Here is a 16,721-nt window from a genome sequence, read left to right on the forward strand (position 1 = left end):
GCGGCAACATAGTAGATACAGACGGCAATTATTCTGTTCCCTATCCAACTGGAGATGGTGCCAGATTCAAAGAGAGGGTTAACGGCGGTAGCTGGGGGCCAGTAACTACTGCTCTTGAGTGGTCATGGCAGAGAACAAATAAGTCTTCAGGTGTATACGAATATGCCACTGCACCGTGTACGGAGCGATGGAATCCTCGGCTTCAGGAGATGTATTTGGTTTGCTCCAACACATTCACTACTAATGCAGACAAATATCATGTAATACGTTCGACTTCTTCAGCCAGTGCTACTTCGTTTTCCAGTACCGGTAGCCTCAGTGTTAGTTGGGGAAGTGTCAGTGGTGTATCCGGCTATGAGGTACAGCAAAGTAAAAATGGAAGCAGTTGGTCAACCATATATACAGGGACAGCTACCAGTACCAGTCGCAGTGGTCTTGGCAGTGGCCAGTATCGCTATCGGGTGAGGACTAAGCTGGGCAGTTATAGTGGTAGTTACGTTTATAGTAATTATGCATCAGTGTTGCACTCTCCCTCCAGTATCAGTGTGCCCACCAGTACGGTAACCAATGGCAGTATTGGAATCAGTTGGGCTGCTGTCAGCACGGCAAGCAGTTATACTTTGCAGGAAAGTGCCAATAGTGGTAGCTGGACGACCTTAACTTCTACATCATCTCGCAGCTATACCCGTAGTGGCCGGATCAATGGCAGCTATAAATACAGGGTAAGAGCCTGTAATTCATCCGGATGCAGTGGCTGGCGCTACAGTCGTAATGTAACTGTACTGCTGCCACCTCCAGTGCCTGCCTCAATATCTGTTCCCACTTCAACAGATACCAATGGTGCATACAGTGTCAGTTGGTCATCAACCTCCACGGCAACCAGTTATACCCTGGCCGAGAGGATTAATGGTGGCAGTTGGAGCTACACGACAATCTCTGGTGCCAGCAAGTCCTATTCTGGGCGTGGTAATGCGAGTTATCAGTATGCGGTCAGGGGGTGTAATTCATCGGGATGTGGAGGCTGGCGTTACAGCAGTACCTTTAGTGTGCTGTTGCCACCTCCAGTGCCCACTTCAATCTCTGTTCCCACTTCAACAGATACCAATGGTGCTTACAGTGTCAGTTGGTCATCAACCTCCACGGCAACCAGTTATACCCTTGCTGAGAGGATTAATAGTGGCAGTTGGAGCTACACAACAATCTCAGGTACCAGCAAGTCCTATTCAGGGCGTGGTAATGGTAGTTATCAGTATGCGGTCAGGGGGTGTAATTCATCGGGCTGTGGAGGCTGGCGTTACAGCACTACGTTTAGTGTACTGCTCCCCCCTCCAGTGCCCGGTAGCATTAGCGTGCCGACCTCGACGGTTACCAATGGCAGTATTGGTATCAGCTGGGCAGCATCAAGCACTGCGACAAGTTATACCCTGCAGGAGAGCGTGAATGGGGGAAGTTGGAGCACGTTGACGTCTACCTCCGGTCGAAGTTACACCCGTAGCGGCAGAGCTAATGGCAGCTATAAGTATCAGATTCGGGCCTGCAATGCTTCAGGTTGCAGTGGCTGGCGAGTTTCCGGCTCGGTGACAGTGCTTTTACCACCGCCAGTTCCAAGTAGTATTAGCGTGCCGACTTCAACGGTTACCAATGGCAGTATTGGTATCAGCTGGGCTGCCTCAAGCACTGCGACAAGTTATACCCTGCAGGAGAGCGTGAATGGTGGTGGCTGGAGCACGCTGACGTCTACCTCCGGTCGAAGTTACACCCGTAGCGGCAGAGCTAACGGCAGCTATAAGTATCAGATTCGGGCTTGTAACGCTTCAGGTTGCAGTGGCTGGCGAGTTTCCGGCTCTGTGACGGTACTTTTACCCCCTTCAGTTCCCGGTAGCATTAGCGTGCCGACCTCGACGGTCACTAATGGCAGTATTGGTATCAGTTGGGCTGCCTCAAGCACTGCGACAAATTATACCCTGCAGGAGAGCGTGAATGGGGGAAGTTGGAGCACGCTGACGTCTACCTCTGGTCGAAGTTATACCCGAACCAGCCGAACCAATGGCAGCTATAAATACCAGGTACGGGCCTGCAATGCTTCAGGTTGCAGTGGCTGGCGAGTTTCCAGCTCAGTTACTGTGTTTTTGCCGCCACCGGTTCCAGCCAGCATCAGTGTGCCGACCTCAACGGTCACTAATGGCAGTATTGCTGTAAGTTGGTCGGCATCAAGCTCTGCGACAAGTTATACCCTGCAGGAGAGCGTGAATGGGGGGGGCTGGAGTACACTGACGTCGACCTCCAGTCGAAGTTATACCCGTAGCGGCAGGGCTAACGGCAGTTATAAGTATCAGATTCGGGCTTGTAACGCTTCAGGTTGCAGCGGCTGGAGACAGTCTGCGGCGGTTAGTGTGCAGTTAATGCCGCCAGCAGATACGACATCTCATACTTTGGGCCAGGAAGATGCCTTGGGCAGTCGTTTGCTGTCCTGGCCAGCCGTCGCCAACAGCAGCTATTATCGGGTAACGGTGCGCAGCAGCGATGGCACTGAACAGGTATACACCACCAGTGACACTAGCTTTATCTTATCCCTCGGTATGGGCAGTTATACGGTGTCGGTACAAAGCTGTAATTTTGCCGATATGTGCAGCGCTGGCTATAACGTGGGCAGCTATAGCCCAACGACTGCGGTACGCTTCCAGCATACAGATATGCTGGGTTCTGTGATTGCTGAGTCGGATTCCAGTGGCACCATGACCAGCCGCAGCCACTATGAACCGTTTGGTAAGCGGATGGGCGGCGACAAGGCAGGCATTGGTTATACCGGACACCTGCAGGATGAAGATCTTGGCCTGACTTATATGCAGGCACGATACTATGATCCACTGATTGGTCGGTTTTACGCGGATGATCCTTTAGCATTCAGGGATGTACACTCATTTAATCGGTATGCGTATGCTAATAATAATCCGTATAAGTACGTGGATCCGGATGGTAGAGCCTCTGAACTTTCATCGGAACTAGCAGGCATTAGTAAATCCATGTCCCCGAACCAACGAGCAGTTGTTGCGGGGGTTGGGATAGGAATTCTTGCTGCACCTATCGCTGCATCGGTGATGGGAGATATGACTTTAGCAGAAACTGGTGTACTAGCAGCGGACACACTTGCTGGTGACGCCATGGGCGGAGCTAGTTTAGGTGCTGGCGGAGTCACCTTATACAGAGTTGTAAGTAATGGTGAATTAGCTGATATTGTGAAAACTGGAGTGATGAGACTACAAGAAGGCGGAATGGAAGTAAAAGAATTTGTTACCAACCTTCCAGATGCTAAGGCTCTACAAGGTGCGTTACAGAAGTTATTTGGAGATGCAGATAGTATCGTAAAAGTTGATGCTCCTGCTTCAGTGATGGAAGTTGCTGAAAAAATTAGAGTTTCAGACATACCTGGTGGAGTTGAAGGGGCTGCGATTCGTGGAAATGAAGCGCTTTCCAAAATAACCAATATAGAGGAAGTTAAATGACTGAGCCCATAGTACGAGAATACAAGGTCAAACTTTTTTTATATAGTTCAGAATCTGGCGGGCGGAATCATCCTTATTTGGGTAGCAAAATCAGAACGTCGATTAGGTTTTCTAAGTCTAATGATTCTAATCAATATATGGCTTACCTTGTCCCGATTAATAGCGATGGTATTCCATTGGGAATAAGACTAGTCGCAATATTAGGAGTTTTACACAGTGGTGAACATTTAGAGGAATTAAAATTAGGTATGAATTTTTATTTTTATGAAGGAGGCCATTGTGTGGGTGAGGCTGAAGTTGTGTCAGAAATTGAAGAATGAAAAAGACAGGACAGCCACATAGCCTGGACCTTAAGCATTAAGATGCTGAAGTATCCCATCCAAGCTGTTGTCTTTCTTAGACTTTGACTGCTGGCTGCGTTGGCATGTATAGGCAATAAATTTGATTGCCCAAGCGACATCGGCTTGTAATTGTGCTCTTGATTGAAGTGCCAGTGATTTCATTATGGGTTCAAACCATCCCACTGGTGTTTTTGCCATTTTAAATAACGATAAGCGTAACAATGCCTTCGTTGTGGCAGCACGACACAGGTACCGTTTCACAAGGAGACTCAGCAAGCTTGACCAGATAAGCCCTTCCACCAAATGAGGCTGGCATGTCGCACACCGTCTGAGATTGTTATGGCTTTTCCACTCCTTAAACAACAGTTCAATTTGCCAACGTAGTCGGTACAGTTTGCTGATGTCTTCGCCAGTAAACTGGCTGCGAGGCAGATTGGTCAGCCAGCAGAGGTAACGTTTCTCGCTCGGGTACCAAATGGCAACCATGCGACAGTGGTATGTTTTCCATGCGACATCCATATCAATAAAGGCGCGCTTTTTGCCTTTGGCATGAAGTACATCCTTCAGGTTGCGCCCTTCTATGGACTTGATGTGCTTGCCCTTAGCGTTTAGTGCCTGAGTCACTTTAGGATTCAGATGTTTGGGGCCTCGCATAAGAAAGTAACCGCCGTGCTGGCTCAGTTTGGCAAAGTATTCCAGGTCCATATATCCCGCATCAGTCAACAACAAAGAACCCGCTAATGTTTCAGGCAAGGGTAAGTGGGCACGCTCTGAACTGCGGTCTGGTGTCAGGGTTAGGCTGATGGGCTGCTCTGACAGTAGCGACATGGTTAGATGGCATTTGACCGATGCGGGTGACGGCAGTGTAAATCGATTAGGAAAATGTGCGGCTAAATCTGGATGGAGTACAACCGAAGAGCCATCCTGAATGAGCACATCCTTAAACATGCGCATTTTAGCGGGCAATGCCTGTTTGAATTGCGCTCGCATCAAGGCCATAGCGCGACAGGTCACTTGGCGTACAAAGCGAGAAAAAGCTTCTTTACGCAGTTGATTATGAAACGGTTTATAGGCAACGGTGAGGTTGGTATCCATAGCGATACCATTAAAAGTCCGGTGCAAGGTGGCAATTGACTTAACAGAGCCGTCCCCCATGGCCGACACCAAACTGGTCAGCAGTGGTAACGGTTGGATTGCTCTCAATCGATGACAGAAGCCCTGGGTTTTGGCGGTGTGATTGAGATAATTTTCATTAAACAATTGGCTTAAGGTTTCGGATATGGAAATATGCTGCACGGCTCTTCGTCTGTGTAGGAAACAACATGGCCACCCACAAGTATTTGGCTAAATTTCGAGCTTGAACTAGGGTTGATGTAGGTCCTCTTTTTGCCGAGGTGCATACATGGCCAGACCCAGACAGACGATAGTGAGCTTGGACGATACGCCCTTCTACCATTGCATCTCGCGGTGTGTTAGGAGGGCGTTTTTGTGTGGGAAGGACTCATATACAGGACAGTCCTATGAGCATCGACGGGATTGGATTGAGACCCGTTTGTTGGAGCTTGCCTCGGTATTTGCGATTGATATTTGCGCCTATGCCGTGATGTCTAACCATTTACATGTGGTATTGCGTGTTGATGTTGATAAAGCCAAAGACTGGAGTGACAAAGAGGTGCTGATTGCGTGGCATACGCTGTTTAAAGGCACCCTATTGACTCACCGATTTGTAAAAGATGAACCACTTCAGGATTTTGAACTGAATTCAGTCCGTGATTGCATAAAAGTCTTCCGTGAGCGTTTAACAGATATCAGCTGGTTTATGCGGTCGCTAAACGAGCCTATTGCCCGTCAGGCCAACAAAGAAGACAAATGTACTGGCCGATTCTGGGAGGGAAGGTTCAAGTCTCAGGCCCTGCTGGATGAAGCCGCGGTGCTGGCGTGTATGACTTATGTGGATTTAAATCCAATACGGGCGAAGATGGCTGCAACGCCAGAAGAGTCTGATTTCACCAGTATTCAACGACGGGTTAAAGCGGCACTGGATGGTGAGCAGCCAAATGAGCTTTTGCCTTTCGTCGGGAATGAGCGCGCCAATATGCCTAAAGGATTGGCATTTAAGGTAGAGGATTACCTGCAATTGGTTGATGATACCGGCCGAATAGTGCGGGAGGATAAAGCAGGTCATATCAGCCATCAATCGGCCCAGATACTCAACCGGCTCAATATCCCGGAAGCCAACTGGCTCAAACTCACCACAGAATTTGGGCAGTTGTTTAAAGGGCCTGCGGGTAACCTGCAACAGCTTACCCAGTACTGCGAACATCTGGAGCGCAAGCGACGACAAAGCGTCAGTCATTGTCAAAAGTGGTTTGGAGCTGGCTGACCATTCAATTTCTTCAATTAATCTCAGTGTACCGGAACTTGCTTCCGGCTTTGGTCGTGAGCGATTGGGTGACAATAACGCAGAAACAGAGAATCGACGTGCTATCAAGCCTGTGAAGTGGTACTTAATGCTCTTGAATGATGGCTAATGGAACATTGAACGTACGCAGGCGAGATGGCATTCTGACTTGAATTAATTATGGGTGGCTTTATTTTATATTCACGCAGGCGAGATGGCATTCTGACTTGAATTAATTATGGGTGGCTTTATTTTATATTCAGATAATTTTGACAATGCGATTGAATCTATAGTTGATCTAGGGAAAGAAATGACTGAATCAGCTATTGGAGGTATACCGACTTCTACTCAGGATGCTGTAGTAGGTGGTGTAACTGAAGTAGTGAATCAAGTATCTGAACAGGTTGATGATACTAGTGAGGAGAATAAATAGTAATGCGATTTCTGAATGACTTTAAATTTGTTGCTAGGTGGCAGATATGACAGGCAGCAAAATTGAATGGTATAGGAGTAAAGGAATGCTCCTGTTGTTTGTTATTGTTTCATTAAATGCCTTGTTTTTTTTCTGTAAAGATATTATTTCCTATTACTATATGTTTTATGTTAGTGATTATACTGGTGACAAGAAAACTATTATAATCCCAGGTGAAAGTGGTGAGATTGAGTCGTTAGAGTTGAATAAACGTTTCTTTGTAACTGCTGGGGAATTACAGGCTAAATATCTGGTGTATGGTGGGTGGGAATACGGCAACGGTCTCATTAGAATTGATGCTATTAACTTTAACAAAGTGAAGTTATTAGATAAATTAAGTTCTGAGCAGTATATTCAAGATGTATACCGTTCAGATGAGTGTTCAGTGTTTAAATTTATCAAACCTTTTGATGGGGCTGATTATGAGTATATAGCCGTGCTTTCCGGGCTTGAAGCTATATTTTCTTTTGATAGCACCCATGAGTTAAGGGGGGGAGTTCCTGAAATTTGTGATATTTTCAAAAGGTGAAAGAGTTGTTCGTTTAGTTACCCAATAGTCCTTCAGTTGGTGGAAAACATTGCACCTTTAACCTCTTCCAACGCAGTGACTGGCCAGTTTACAGCGGAAGAGTGGCAACGTTTTTCCGGAAAGCTGGCCAGCGCTTAGCGGAACCGTGGCAGCGTTGGAGCGGAATATACAGGAGAGGGGGGGTATATGGTGTTAACCCTGAGCCTCACCGCTCAGTAAAGCGCAACACCCTCCATACTCGAGGCTATCTACCCGAAGTAGCGACGTTGCCCCTATGCTCTATACTCAATAGCTAAACAATGGATATTGAGGACAGACAGGGATGATGTTGGCGGCGATTTTTGGTTTGATTTGGCTGGTATTGATGGTGCGGGCCAGCTTAACTGAATACCGTTATTGGCAGGTGATCAGGCACTATGAACCTGAGATATGGGATAAGTTGGGACGCCCTCGGATGTACCAAATGCCATTGGTGTTTCTGTCCGCTAAAAACGCCAAACTGCTGCAGTCCAGTCGCCACGAGCAGGTTCAGCGTATGTCGGCCAGACACAGGCTCACCGGCATTCAATTCCTCAGCTATGTGGTCCTTATGCTGGTGTGCAGTATCAGCTACTTTAAACTGGCGGTTTGATACGCTTAAGCGCCTTTTTCAGGCAGACGAAGCATGTTCATTTGGCGCTGACAATCAGTCGAATACTGTCCAACACCCCCACGGCCCAGGCCGTGACCAGCAGCCAGAAAGCATACCCCAGATCCATTGCCATTGTTCTTTGGTGAACCTCTGTCGCCAGAGCCGTGAGATCAAGCGGCACTTTACCCGCCAATATATCGTCTGCAACTTGCTGCGATACTGCCATGATATCTGTCATTAACAGCGCCAGGCTCACTGCTGTGATTGCCAGTATTGCCCAGCCTGTCAGCTTTTTACCCAAATACAAATGACCGCCTCCAGGGCAGACAAAGATGTTGAGTAGCAATGCTTTATTCTCTTTGCTCATAGCTTCCTATCATTGCACCCGAGACCCAGGTATTCACTAGGGGACATCCCGTACGTATCAAAATTGCATTTCAAGTCGGATTCCCCCTGTGCCCTGTACCGGATTTTCCAGCTTGGAAACACGGTTACTTTAGATTCCATTCCAGTTTTTGCTCGAAAGCAGGTTCAGACGCAAGCTCATTAATGTAAAAGGTTACGGTATCGGCATCATTAGTCACATTGAGCAGTATTCTGCTTTGATTCAATGACGTCGTAAACTTGTCGTCGTAGGTTAGCCACTCCGGTCCAACATTTGGCGCGACATACTGCACTTTACCCTTAAGGCCACCAAAGATTGGTAACAGGAACTCATTACCTCCAGGGTAAATGTCCATGGCGAACTTATCTGTTGTACCGGCAAGGGGGGTAATCGTCAGTGCCAGTTTACCCATTTGGTGAGTCACCGTTTTATCAGGGCTCCAATCGAAAGAGTATGTTTTCAGTTGAGCCGGTTGGTATAGCGCGGTAGCGGTAATTTTATCAATCTTGTCCAGCTCTCCTTTAGCCAGCCATCCCAGGGGCAAAAATTCCTGCTCAAGTACGGCGCCATCTTCTGATGGGAATATGAAGGATGGCAAAGTTGGCATGAGCTGAACTTCCAATCCTGGCTGCTGAGAAGAACTGGCACGGATATCTTTAAACCAAATCTCTCCTGCTGGCGTTATTTGCCCGTCAGTAAGTAGCAGTTTGGTAAAAAACGTATTGCCGTTATCCAGCAGTTCACCTTGAGTGAACTTAAACAGTTCCTCAGCAGTTGGCTCAACATACTCAGTGATGGCTTGATCAGCTTGTTCCATATCAAACCAATAATCACTGGCGACTAATGGTTCGAGGTCCGTTATAAATGACGTCAGTTCTTCGCTATTGAGTCTCTGCATTAATATGTTGTGACGGGCAGTGCCCTGCATTCCCATAGCTTCCATCGGCATAACATTCGCCAGAGCGAGCTTTTCAATCCAGCCATTGTCACGATTGAGTATCACTTTGCCGTAAAGCTTAGTTTGCTCATTGGCACTGTTGATCTGTAAGGTCAGTTGAGCATCGGTGACTTCGACTACCTCCAACTCGGTGGCATGGATACCAACTTCAGTTAAGGGCAGTATCTCGCCGACTTTGGCGGGGATTTGCCTGACGAATCCCGGAGAGTTAAGGCTATTTTTCATTGAGTCGACAAAGGCATCACCGGACTTTTCTACAACTTGTTGCCAGAGTTCAGCGTTTTTTCCACTGAAGCTGATCAGTTCACCTGTCTTCGAGCTCAGTGTGATATCAAAGCCCGCGCTCATTAACTGTCGGAGTTCTTGCTGTCGGTCGTTCGGCCGGGCACTGTGGAAGTTATTTCGGTTTCCGGAAAGCTGCATCAGCTCAGGCACCACAGAGAACTTCAGAATCTTGTCATCTACCTTGTCAATTTGGTAATGCAACAAGGCCAGGGATGCCTGCTCGACGTCAAGACCTTCCAGTTTGATATTGGATTTGGTTTTCATCCAGTATTTTGCGGAATCACCCGCTTGGGCTTTGAACTCCACGATCTCTGTTTGACGGTCTTGAGAGCATCCGGGTAACAACAGGCTCAATGAGAGCACTAAGGCGAGGTATTTCATATCCATCCCTGAGTGAAATTGAATTGCCGACTATTATGCTGATTTTGGTTGTTATTTAAACCATTTGTGCTGGCTTTGGTTTTTTCCGGCCAGATTGCCCGTCACGTTAATGAAGGCGTGACGGGCGGCAGATGAGCCTCAGCCGACTTTCTTACTGTTATCGACTGTGACTTTTTCGTAGTACTCGAAAGGGAACAGATTGCGGATCTGCTGGGTCAGGTTGTCGCCCACATTTGCTGATACATGCAGGCGAACATTGCCGCTGCGTTCGGCGCGAACCACACAGGTTAGTTTTTCCTTCTTTGCGAGGGCACGCATTTCGCGTTCATACTTATCCTGGATCTTACCTTTGTGCTTGATCATGCGACCATCTTTAAAGTGCATTTCCATCAAGGTCAGGCCTGACTTGCGGGCGAAAATCAGCTTATAAATCAGGAATACAGCAACCGCTAAAAATAACACTTTCAGCAAGGTATCAGTCATGTATAGCCTCCTTGAACAGTCTGACTGAAGTATTTTGCAACACACAAAAATTGCAATGCTTCGACTCTAACATAAACTTTTAAGTACAAGGATGATCAACTTAACAGGATGTTAGGACATGAATGCGATGCTTATATCTGAGGCTGGAGTTTCTAACGCCGACCGTTGGGGCGAGTTGTGTGATCGCCAGATAGAGATACTCCAAAGCCTGAAACAGCGCTTCCCCGAAAGGGCTGAGCAGATGACGAATATCTGCGACCATTGGCAGGAGATACGCCAAAGCTTAAAGCAAACCGGTAAGGCGCCGGCCATAGACAGACGCAAGGTTGGGCGAACATAACTGCTCAATTTCCCCTTCATATATGTTCAGCAGACACCACCCGGTGTCTGTTTGCTTTTGTGTTTGTGCGGCCCACAAAAGGGTTTAACTCCTTCAGCTAATATAAAATTTTCGACTGGTCTGCGGATTGAGAAAAAAGTCCCGTTTTTTTTACGGTTTTTTTGGTTCGTTGCGGCTGACTTTTTCCCGAGGCATGATACATTACGCCGCCAATTTATTTACCGTCCCAAATGATGGGTTGTTCGGTTGCTTCATTGTGAGGAGATAGCCTTGAAGCTGATTAACAAGTTTGTCCTGCTGACCCTGGTTACCGCGGGTTTGCTCACCAGTACTCTGGCTCGGGCAGAAGAGGTGGTCAGGGTTTATAACTGGTCTGATTATATCGAACCTAAGGTACTGGAAGATTTCGAAAAAGAAACCGGTATCCGGGTCGTTTACGATGTATTCGACAGCAACGAAGTACTGGAAGCCAAGCTGCTTTCCGGTCGCAGTGGCTATGACATTGTGGTGCCTACCAACCACTTTATGGCCAAGCAGATCCAGGCTGGTGCATTCCAGAAGCTGGATAAGAGCAAATTACCGAATTTCAAAAACCTGGATCCCAAGCTGATGAAGCAGCTGGATAAAGTCGATCCGGGTAATCAGTACAGCCTGCCATATCTGTGGGGAACTACGGGTATCGGTTACAACGTGGACAAGGTGAAAGCCATTCTGGGCGACGATGCACCTGTAGATTCCATGGCGCTGATTTTTGACCCTAAATATGCCTCCAAGCTGGCTCAGTGCGGTATCTCTTTCCTGGACTCTCCTGATGAGATGATCCCACACGCACTGCAATATATGGGTATGGACCCTAACTCAACCAAACGTGCCGACTATAAAAAGGCCGGTGAGTTGCTGTCCTCTGTGCGTCCTTATGTGCGCTATTTCCACTCTTCCCGATTTATTTCTGATCTGGCCAACGGCGACCTGTGCGTAGCCTTTGGTTTCTCCGGCGATATTCTGCAGGCCAAAGCCCGTGCAGAAGAAGCGGGTAATGGTCAACATGTGGAGTACGCGATTCCACAAGAGGGCGCTAACCTCTGGTTTGATATGATTGCCATTCCAGCGGATTCAACCAACACGGACAATGCCTACAAGTTTATTAACTACCTGCTGCGTCCTGATGTGATTGCCAAGATCTCCGATTATGTTGCTTACGCTAACCCCAACCTGCCATCTCAGGAGCTGGTTGATCCGGCTATTCGCAACAACCCGGGCATCTACCCTCCGCAAGAGGTGATGGACAAGCTGTTCCTCAACGATGTTCGTCCGCTGAAGGCGCAACGGGATATGACCCGCGTCTGGACCAAGGTGATTTCAGGTCGTTAATCACCACTGTCATATCCGCGCAGCTCAGCCTGCGCGGGTAACACACTCGGGAAGCCTTCACTGATACCTTTGTTGAAGGCTTCTGATAAGCGCCGGAGCACTCCTCAGTAGTGCCTCTGGCGTTGGCTTTTATTGGGTTGGAGATTTCTATGAGTTCAACTGTTGCAAACGGCAACCACTCTAACACCCGTGATGTGCTGCTCAGGATTGAGCGTGTCAGTAAGATTTTTGATGATGTTCGTGCCGTCGATGAAGTGTCATTGACCATTGAGCGCGGCGAGATTTTCGCCCTGCTGGGTGGCTCAGGTTCGGGCAAAACCACACTGCTGCGTATGCTGGCGGGCTTTGAGATCCCCAGTGAAGGTCGCATCTTCCTCGATGGCCAGGACATTACCGATCTGCCGCCATACGAGCGTCCCATCAATATGATGTTCCAGTCCTATGCGCTGTTCCCACATATGACGGTAGAGCAGAATATCGCCTTTGGGCTGAAACAGGACAAACTGCCCAAGGCTGAAATTGCCGAGCGCGTGGCCGAGATGCTGAAGCTGGTGCGTATGGAGAAATACGCCAAGCGCAAGCCGCATCAACTGTCCGGTGGTCAGCGTCAGCGTGTGGCCCTGGCCCGTTCGCTGGCCAAGCGTCCCAAGCTATTGCTGCTGGATGAGCCCATGGGCGCGCTGGATAAAAAGCTGCGTACTCAGATGCAACTGGAAGTGGTGGAGATTCTTGAGCGCGTGGGCGTGACCTGTGTCATGGTGACCCATGATCAGGAAGAAGCCATGACCATGGCTGGCCGCATGTCCATTATGAGCGAAGGCTGGGTTATCCAGACCGGCACGCCAATGGATATTTATGAAGCGCCAAACAGCCGCATGGTGGCCGAATTTATCGGCTCAGTGAACCTGTTTGAAGGGGAGATTGTGGAAGATAAGGCGGACCACGCCATTATCCAGTCGGCCACTTTGTCGCAGCAGTTCTGTATTGGTCACGGCATTGCCACCAATATTGAAGACAAACATTGCTGGCTGGCGGTTCGACCTGAAAAGACCATTATCAGCCGCAACAAGCCTGAGCAGGAGTACAACTGGGCGGCCGGTACAGTGCACGATATTGCGTATCTGGGCGGCATCTCTGTGTACTACATCAAGCTGGAAAACGGCCAGATAGTGCAGTGCTCCATGACCAACCGTGAGCGTGGCGCCGATCATCCTACCTGGGATGACAGTGTCTACATCAGCTGGGAGGCCACCAGTGGCGTGGTTCTGAGAACATGACGGCCCTGAAGCGTTGGTTCTCCCGTAAGGGCGGCATTTCGCTGCCCTGGTTCAATGGCCGAACCCTGATTATCGGTTTCCCGTTCCTGTGGTTGCTGCTGTTTTTCAGTCTGCCTTTTGCCATCGTGTTGAAGATCAGCTTCTCCACGGCGGCGATGGCGATTCCGCCTTATGAGCCGACATTCAGCTACGGCGATGAGTTGCTGCAGGTGTTTATCAACCTGGGTAACTATATTCTGCTGGCCGATGACCCCTTGTACTACAGCGCTTATTTAAGCTCGCTGAAGACGGCGGCCATCGCCACCGCGGGCTGTTTGCTGATTGGCTACCCTATGGCCTACGCCATTGCCAGGGCGCCCAAGCGCCATCAGCCGTTGCTGCTGATGCTGGTGATGTTGCCGAGTTGGACCTCCTTCCTTATTCGCATCTATGCCTGGATGGGGCTCTTGTCCAATAACGGGGTGATTAACAATGTGCTGCTCTGGGCCGGAGTGATTAACGAGCCCTTGCATATACTCAATACCAATCTGGCTGTGTACATAGGTATTGTGTACGCCTATCTGCCCTTTATGATTTTGCCCCTGTACTCGACTCTGTCCAAACTGGACGGTTCCCTGCTGGAAGCCGCTGCAGATCTTGGCGCGCGTAAGTGGCAGGCGTTCTGGCAGGTGACTTTGCCTTTGTCCAAAGGCGGGGTGATTGCCGGTTGCATGCTGGTGTTTATTCCGGCTGTGGGTGAGTTTGTGATCCCTGAGCTGCTGGGCGGCCCAGACTCGCTGATGATAGGTAAGGTGTTGTGGCAGGAGTTCTTTAATAACCGCGACTGGCCGGTGGCCTCAGCATTAGCAATGGTCATGCTGGTACTGCTGTTTATCCCTATTATGTTGTTTAACCGCTCTCAGAGCCGCGCCATGGAGAAGAACTGATGAGAAAGCCGGGTTTTTCTTCCATCGCCCTATGGCTGGGGTTGGCATTTTTGTATGCGCCTTTGTTTATTCTGGTGTTTTACTCCTTTAATGCCTCCAAGTTGGTGACTGTGTGGGGCGGATTCTCCGCCAAGTGGTACGCAGAGCTGCTCAAAGATGACCAGATTCTGGATGCGGTTTGGACCAGTTTGACCATCGCCTTCTACTCAGCCTCCATGGCGGTTGTGCTGGGGACTATGGCGGCGTTTGTGATGACCCGCTTCAAGCGCTCATGGCTGAAGACCTCTTTGTCGAGCATGGTGACTGCGCCTTTGGTGATGCCTGAGGTGATCACTGGTCTGTCTTTGCTGTTGCTGTTTGTGCATATGGCCGATACCTTTGGCTGGCCGGCAGAGCGGGGCAGGCTGACCATCTGGATTGCGCACTCCACCTTCTGTGCCGCCTATGTGGCTGTGGTGGTGTCTGCACGCCTGCGGGAGCTTGACCGCTCTATTGAAGAGGCGGCGATGGATCTGGGGGCGACACCGCTGAAGACCTTTTTCCTGATCACTGTGCCCATGATAGCGCCGGCATTGATGGCAGGATGGCTCTTGTCTTTCAGCCTGTCGCTGGATGATCTGGTAATTGCCAGCTTCACCTCGGGGCCGGGGGCAACCACCCTGCCTATGGTGGTATTCAGCTCAGTGCGCATGGGGGTCTCACCCAAGATTAACGCGCTGGCGACTCTGATTATCCTGACGGTATCTCTGCTGGCCTTTATTGCCTGGTATATCGCCCGTCGCTCTGAGGTCAGAAGTCGCGGATAAGCGCATCAGCAAGGCAAAATGAATAAGTGTTAAGGCCACCCTCATGGGTGGCCTTTCTTTTGTGTGGTAAGGTGAAAACATTGCCAATTAATCGATTGTCACTATGCAACTCAACTGCTCAGAACTCTTTCGCCAACAGGCGTTTATCAATGGTCACTGGTGCGACGCCCTGGGAGGCCAATCCACACAAATTCATAATCCGGCCGACAACAGCTTAATTGGCTTTGTGCCTGTAATGGGTAAAGAGGAAACACGCCGAGCCATCGATGCCGCCAATTGTGCTCTACCAGCCTGGCGGGCCAAAACGGCGGTAGAGCGAGCCGCCATTTTACGCCGCTGGTTTAATCTGATGCTTGAGCATCAGGATGATCTGGCGCAGCTAATTACTGCCGAGCAGGGCAAGCCACTCAGCGAAGCTCAGGGAGAGGTGAAGTATGCCGCCAGTTTTATGGAGTGGTTTGCTGAAGAGGGCAAGCGCGCCTATGGCGAGACCATTCCCGGACATCAGGCGGACAAGCGCATTATGGTGCTTAAGCAGCCTATAGGTGTGTGCGCCGCTATTACTCCCTGGAATTTCCCGGCGGCTATGATCACTCGTAAGTTAGCTCCCGCTTTGGCGGCAGGCTGCACCATGGTGTTAAAACCTGCGCCGCAAACCCCTTATACAGCGCTGGCACTGGCGCAGCTGGGCGTGATGGCAGGTATTCCTGAAGGCGTATTTAATGTAGTCACAGGGGACGCGATACAAATCGGCGATGAGCTGTGTGCCAATCCGGTTGTGCGTAAGCTCTCTTTTACCGGCTCCACCGGTGTGGGGGCCCACCTGATGGCCAACTGTGCGCCTCATATCAAAAAGCTGTCGTTGGAGCTGGGAGGCAATGCGCCCTTTATTGTGTTTGATGATGCCGATATCGATGCGGCCGTGGCCGGCGCCATGATTGCCAAATTCCGCAATAACGGCCAGACCTGTGTATGTGCCAACCGTATCTATGTGCAGCAAGGGGTTTATGACGAGTTTGCTGCCAAACTGACTGCGGCTGTGTCAGCCTTGAAAGTGGGGCGGGGCACAGATACAGATGTCACCACAGGACCGCTTATCAACCAGCAAGCGCTGGATAAGGTGCAGGACCATATTCAGGATGCATTGAGTCAGGGGGCGACTCTTGCCTGTGGTGGTCAGCCCCACGCGCTGGGTGGACTCTTCTTTGAACCGACTGTGATCACAGGGGTTAAACCGGGGATGAAGCTGACCCGGGAGGAGACCTTCGGTCCAGTCGCCGGGCTTATCCGTTTTACCGATACTGAGGAGGTGATCGCGGCTGCCAATGATACTGAGTTTGGCCTGGCGGCTTACTTCTACAGTCAGAACCTGAGCCGGGTATGGCAGGTGTCAGAAGCTCTGGAGTACGGCATGGTGGGCATTAACACCGGCCTGATCTCCACTGAGGTGGCGCCGTTTGGCGGTATCAAGTCATCCGGATTGGGCCGGGAAGGCTCAAGACACGGTCTGGATGAGTACATGGAGTTGAAATATCTTTGTGTTGATATCTCCTGATTTCTGTCTCGTTACTCCTCATTTATTTTCATTAAAACCATATAGATCAATCCCTTGGATAAGTCAGGGGGTTGGCC

16 protein-coding genes are annotated in these 16,721 nt (G+C 49.6%); 12 read left to right on the forward strand and 4 right to left on the reverse strand.

Annotated elements, in window-relative coordinates; translation table 11 throughout:
- Positions 1-215: 215 nt before the first annotated feature.
- A complete protein-coding gene (locus ACFOE0_RS05175) occupies positions 216-3,503 on the forward strand; it encodes an RHS repeat-associated core domain-containing protein (protein WP_248935160.1) in 3,288 nt (1,095 codons plus the stop codon).
- Positions 3,500-3,823 carry a hypothetical protein gene (locus ACFOE0_RS05180; protein WP_248935159.1) on the forward strand — a complete coding sequence of 108 codons (324 nt, stop codon included), beginning with the start codon at positions 3,500-3,502 and terminating at the stop codon, positions 3,821-3,823. The genes ACFOE0_RS05175 and ACFOE0_RS05180 overlap by 4 nt, the downstream gene beginning before the upstream one ends.
- Before the next feature lie 30 nt (positions 3,824-3,853).
- On the opposite strand, the gene ACFOE0_RS05185 is transcribed toward ACFOE0_RS05180, so the two are convergent.
- Positions 3,854-5,140, reverse strand: coding sequence for an IS4 family transposase (locus ACFOE0_RS05185; protein ID WP_248935158.1), 1,287 nt, complete (start codon positions 5,138-5,140; stop codon positions 3,854-3,856).
- A 106-nt stretch (positions 5,141-5,246) separates the two neighbouring features.
- Here ACFOE0_RS05185 and ACFOE0_RS05190 point away from each other — a divergent pair, with 106 nt between their 5' ends.
- The 4 genes from ACFOE0_RS05190 (at position 5,247) to ACFOE0_RS05205 (ending at position 7,877) form a co-directional block, all read left to right on the forward strand.
- Positions 5,247-6,227, forward strand: a complete 981-nt coding sequence (locus ACFOE0_RS05190) for a transposase (protein ID WP_248935157.1) — start codon at positions 5,247-5,249, stop codon at positions 6,225-6,227.
- A 256-nt stretch (positions 6,228-6,483) separates the two neighbouring features.
- Positions 6,484-6,678, forward strand: coding sequence for a hypothetical protein (locus ACFOE0_RS05195; protein WP_248935156.1), 195 nt, complete (start codon positions 6,484-6,486; stop codon positions 6,676-6,678).
- Positions 6,679-6,724: 46 nt separating this feature from the next.
- A complete protein-coding gene (locus tag ACFOE0_RS05200; protein ID WP_248935155.1) occupies positions 6,725-7,246 on the forward strand; it encodes a hypothetical protein in 522 nt (173 codons plus the stop codon).
- Between the two features lie 322 nt (positions 7,247-7,568).
- A complete protein-coding gene (locus tag ACFOE0_RS05205) occupies positions 7,569-7,877 on the forward strand; it encodes a hypothetical protein (protein WP_248935154.1) in 309 nt (102 codons plus the stop codon).
- 37 nt (positions 7,878-7,914) lie between these two features.
- Here the strand turns inward: ACFOE0_RS05205 and ACFOE0_RS05210 are convergent, their stop codons facing one another.
- From ACFOE0_RS05210 to ACFOE0_RS05220, 3 genes are all read right to left on the reverse strand, one after another.
- Positions 7,915-8,244, reverse strand: coding sequence for a hypothetical protein (locus ACFOE0_RS05210; RefSeq protein ID WP_248935153.1), 330 nt, complete (start codon positions 8,242-8,244; stop codon positions 7,915-7,917).
- Positions 8,245-8,368: 124 nt separating this feature from the next.
- Positions 8,369-9,886, reverse strand: a complete 1,518-nt coding sequence (locus tag ACFOE0_RS05215; protein WP_248935152.1) for a hypothetical protein — start codon at positions 9,884-9,886, stop codon at positions 8,369-8,371.
- Between the two features lie 138 nt (positions 9,887-10,024).
- The gene (locus ACFOE0_RS05220; protein WP_248935151.1) at positions 10,025-10,369 is read right to left on the reverse strand and encodes a DUF3634 family protein; all 345 of its coding nucleotides are present in this window, start codon (positions 10,367-10,369) and stop codon (positions 10,025-10,027) included.
- Between the two features lie 118 nt (positions 10,370-10,487).
- On the opposite strand from ACFOE0_RS05220, the gene ACFOE0_RS05225 reads away from it, so the two are divergent.
- The 6 genes from ACFOE0_RS05225 (at position 10,488) to gabD (ending at position 16,644) form a co-directional block, all read left to right on the forward strand.
- Positions 10,488-10,709, forward strand: a complete 222-nt coding sequence (locus ACFOE0_RS05225; RefSeq protein WP_248935150.1) for a hypothetical protein — start codon at positions 10,488-10,490, stop codon at positions 10,707-10,709.
- Positions 10,710-10,979: 270 nt separating this feature from the next.
- A complete protein-coding gene (locus ACFOE0_RS05230) occupies positions 10,980-12,080 on the forward strand; it encodes a polyamine ABC transporter substrate-binding protein (protein ID WP_283106372.1) in 1,101 nt (366 codons plus the stop codon).
- 149 nt (positions 12,081-12,229) lie between these two features.
- Positions 12,230-13,357: a polyamine ABC transporter ATP-binding protein gene (potA, locus tag ACFOE0_RS05235; RefSeq protein WP_248935149.1), complete on the forward strand. Its 1,128-nt coding sequence runs from the start codon at positions 12,230-12,232 to the stop codon at positions 13,355-13,357.
- Complete coding sequence (locus ACFOE0_RS05240; RefSeq protein WP_248935148.1) at positions 13,354-14,283, forward strand: ABC transporter permease subunit; 930 nt, start codon at positions 13,354-13,356, stop codon at positions 14,281-14,283. The genes potA and ACFOE0_RS05240 overlap by 4 nt, the downstream gene beginning before the upstream one ends.
- On the forward strand, positions 14,283-15,089 hold the full coding sequence (locus tag ACFOE0_RS05245) for an ABC transporter permease subunit (RefSeq protein ID WP_248935147.1): 807 nt from the start codon (positions 14,283-14,285) through the stop codon (positions 15,087-15,089). Before ACFOE0_RS05240 ends, ACFOE0_RS05245 begins: the two co-directional genes overlap by 1 nt.
- A 103-nt stretch (positions 15,090-15,192) precedes the next feature.
- On the forward strand, positions 15,193-16,644 hold the full coding sequence (gabD, locus tag ACFOE0_RS05250) for an NADP-dependent succinate-semialdehyde dehydrogenase (protein WP_248935146.1): 1,452 nt from the start codon (positions 15,193-15,195) through the stop codon (positions 16,642-16,644).
- The last annotated feature ends 77 nt before the right edge of the window (positions 16,645-16,721 follow it).

The organism is Shewanella submarina, assembly GCF_042646185.1.
Taxonomy (GTDB): domain Bacteria; phylum Pseudomonadota; class Gammaproteobacteria; order Enterobacterales; family Shewanellaceae; genus Shewanella; species Shewanella corallii.

Bases quoted from the DNA above. Each gene is read 5' to 3' on its own strand.
- ACFOE0_RS05240 (WP_248935148.1), top strand. From the start codon at position 13,354: ATGACGGCCCTGAAGCGTTGGTTCTCCCGTAAGGGCGGCATTTCGCTG.
- gabD (WP_248935146.1), top strand. From the start codon at position 15,193: ATGCAACTCAACTGCTCAGAACTCTTTCGCCAACAGGCGTTTATCAAT.
- ACFOE0_RS05190 (WP_248935157.1), top strand. From the start codon at position 5,247: ATGGCCAGACCCAGACAGACGATAGTGAGCTTGGACGATACGCCCTTC.
- ACFOE0_RS05180 (WP_248935159.1), top strand. From the start codon at position 3,500: ATGACTGAGCCCATAGTACGAGAATACAAGGTCAAACTTTTTTTATAT.
- potA (WP_248935149.1), top strand. From the start codon at position 12,230: ATGAGTTCAACTGTTGCAAACGGCAACCACTCTAACACCCGTGATGTG.
- ACFOE0_RS05220 (WP_248935151.1), bottom strand. From the start codon at position 10,369: ATGACTGATACCTTGCTGAAAGTGTTATTTTTAGCGGTTGCTGTATTC.
- ACFOE0_RS05245 (WP_248935147.1), top strand. From the start codon at position 14,283: ATGAGAAAGCCGGGTTTTTCTTCCATCGCCCTATGGCTGGGGTTGGCA.
- ACFOE0_RS05215 (WP_248935152.1), bottom strand. From the start codon at position 9,886: ATGAAATACCTCGCCTTAGTGCTCTCATTGAGCCTGTTGTTACCCGGA.
- ACFOE0_RS05205 (WP_248935154.1), top strand. From the start codon at position 7,569: ATGATGTTGGCGGCGATTTTTGGTTTGATTTGGCTGGTATTGATGGTG.
- ACFOE0_RS05225 (WP_248935150.1), top strand. From the start codon at position 10,488: ATGAATGCGATGCTTATATCTGAGGCTGGAGTTTCTAACGCCGACCGT.
- ACFOE0_RS05195 (WP_248935156.1), top strand. From the start codon at position 6,484: ATGGGTGGCTTTATTTTATATTCAGATAATTTTGACAATGCGATTGAA.
- ACFOE0_RS05210 (WP_248935153.1), bottom strand. From the start codon at position 8,244: ATGAGCAAAGAGAATAAAGCATTGCTACTCAACATCTTTGTCTGCCCT.
- ACFOE0_RS05200 (WP_248935155.1), top strand. From the start codon at position 6,725: ATGACAGGCAGCAAAATTGAATGGTATAGGAGTAAAGGAATGCTCCTG.